Origin of the sequence: Bradyrhizobium sp. (assembly GCF_049691595.1) — a bacterium.
Lineage (GTDB): Bacteria > Pseudomonadota > Alphaproteobacteria > Rhizobiales > Xanthobacteraceae > Bradyrhizobium.
Genome location: NZ_JBAVNZ010000614.1, coordinates 1 through 2,116 on the forward strand (window position 1 = coordinate 1; position 2,116 = coordinate 2,116).

2 protein-coding genes and 1 pseudogene are annotated in these 2,116 nt (G+C 63.3%); 2 read left to right on the forward strand and 1 reads right to left on the reverse strand.

Annotated features, from left to right (window positions below):
* Window positions 1–773: pseudogene (locus WCE35_RS24585) on the reverse strand (hypothetical protein); the annotation flags it as partial.
* Here WCE35_RS24585 and WCE35_RS24590 point away from each other — a divergent pair.
* Together WCE35_RS24590 and WCE35_RS24595 are read left to right on the forward strand one after the other, a co-directional pair.
* A protein-coding gene (locus tag WCE35_RS24590) for an IS3 family transposase (RefSeq protein ID WP_424595907.1) occupies window positions 660–1,789 on the forward strand; the annotation gives its coding sequence in 2 pieces (ribosomal slippage) (window positions 660–912 and window positions 912–1,789; 1,131 coding nt in all). The pseudogene WCE35_RS24585 and the gene WCE35_RS24590 sit on opposite strands and share 114 nt — an antisense overlap.
* An 86-nt stretch (window positions 1,790–1,875) precedes the next feature.
* Window positions 1,876–2,116, forward strand: a 241-nt coding sequence (locus WCE35_RS24595; protein ID WP_424595908.1) for a hypothetical protein, incomplete at its 3' end; no start/stop codon positions are given.

Here is a 2,116-nt window from a genome sequence, read left to right on the forward strand (position 1 = left end):
TACCAGCTCCACATCAGCTTGTTGTCGCTGGGGCGGGTGACCCGGCGCGGCGTGTCGAGATGATCGGTGTGCACGTAGTAAATCAGAGCCGGCGTCCCCGGCCGAATGCTCGCCACCGGCGTGTCGCCCATCCAGAGGGTCTCCTGCACCAGCGCACCGGTCGAAGTGTACTCGCCCAGCAGATGGCCGGCTTCGTCATAGACATAAAGCAGCGTGCCCGAGGGCCCGCCGCTCTGCTTCACGAACTGGCCGAGCGCGTTGTACACGTAGCTGGCAGTGACCGTGCCCTTCTTCAGGGTCTTCATGCGCCCGCGGTTGTTGTAGGTCGCGGTGACGGTGGCGTAGCTCAGCACGTTGCCGGCCGGGTCGTAAGCATAGGTGCGTGGCAGCGCCCCGCTGATCGAACTGATGCGGTTGTTGGTCGTGCTGATCGTGTAGGTCGAAGCCGAAGCACCGGTCTCGGTCAGGCGATTGCCGTTCGCATCGTAGGTCCAGCCGCGGGTGCTGCCGGTCTTGACGCCACTGGTCAGCCGATCGAGCAGGTCATAGCCGTAGGTATAGGAGTTCGCGGGAGAAGTGGACCCGCCAACTGAGACAGCGGGATAAGTGGCGACTCCGCCTGTTGGGAGCGAGGATATCGCTCTCGAAGGAGGAGAACCATGAGCAAGCGATCGCGCCGTAACCACTCGGCGGTGTTCAAGGCCAAGGTGGCGCTGGCGGCGCTCCAGGGCGAGCAGACCGTGGTCGAGCTGGCCGAGCGATTTGACGTGCATCCGAATCAGGTCACGCACTGGAAAGGCCAGCTCTTGGAGCGTGCCGCCGAAGTCTTTGGCACGGAGCGCGGTGGCGCCGGGGAAACGGTCAACGTCAAGGAGCTGCATGCCAAGATCGGCCAGCTGGCGCTGGAGAACGATTTTTTATCCGGCGCGCTCGGACGGCTGCCCGGACCGAGCGCAAAGCGATGATCGACCAGGACCACGAGCTCAGCCTGACCCGGCAGGCCGAGCTCTTGGCGTTGTCGCGGGCTTCCCTGTATTACCGGCCGGTAACGGTCTCGGATGCGGATCTGGCGCTGATGCGCCGGATCGACGAGTTGCATCTGGAACTGCCCTTTGCCGGCAGCCGGCTGTTGCGCGACCTGCTGAACCAGGAAGGCCACGCGATCGGCCGCAAACATGTGCGCAACCTGATGCGGAAGATGGGGATCAGTGCGATTTATCGTCGGCAGAACACTTCCCGGCGTCATCCGCGCCACCCGGTGTTCCCGTATCTGCTGCGCGGTCTCGTCATCGATCGTCCGAACCAGGTGTGGGCCACCGACATCACCTACATCCCGATGGCGCGCGGCTTCGTCTATCTGGCCGCGGTCATCGACGTGTATAGCCGCAGGATCCTCGCCTGGCGCATCTCCAACACGCTGACCGCCGACTTCTGCATCGAGGCCGTCGAGGAGGCCATCGCCCGCTACGGAGCGCCGGAGATCATGAACAGCGATCAGGGCTCGCAATTTACCGCGGCCGCGTTCATCCAGGTCCTGACCCGGCACCGGGTCCGGATCAGCATGGACGGCCGCGGCGCCTGGCGCGACAACGTGTTCGTGGAGCGGCTGTGGAAGTCGATCAAGTACGAGGAGGTCTATCTGCATGCCTACGAGTCGGTGTCCGAGGCCAAGGCCGGCATCGGCCGCTACGTGACCTTCTACAACACCCGCCGTCCGCATCGGTCGCTTGACCGGCAGACGCCGGATGCCGTGTACTTCAAATCGTTGCCGCTCGCGGCGGCAGCTTAACCGCGGAGTCCCACTTATCCCGACCGCGAAAACTGTCTAAGAAAGCGGGTCCCCTTCTCACGGCAACGGGCAACCGTATCGATTTCGTGGATACATACGGTGGGCAATCGACGACGGCCGATCAGATCGATGCCCTGATTAACGGTGGTGGCGGGTCGTTCCCCAACTCCATTTCACCGCCGCAGTTTGAGTCCATGACTGAGCCAAGACGCATCATCCTTAGGCTAGACGACCTGATGGACTTCGGGCACGGCAAGACGCGAGTGTTGGTCCCGCTGGGCGGGATTGAGCATCAGCTCGACCTAACCGCTGAGTTGGGCCCTGAGG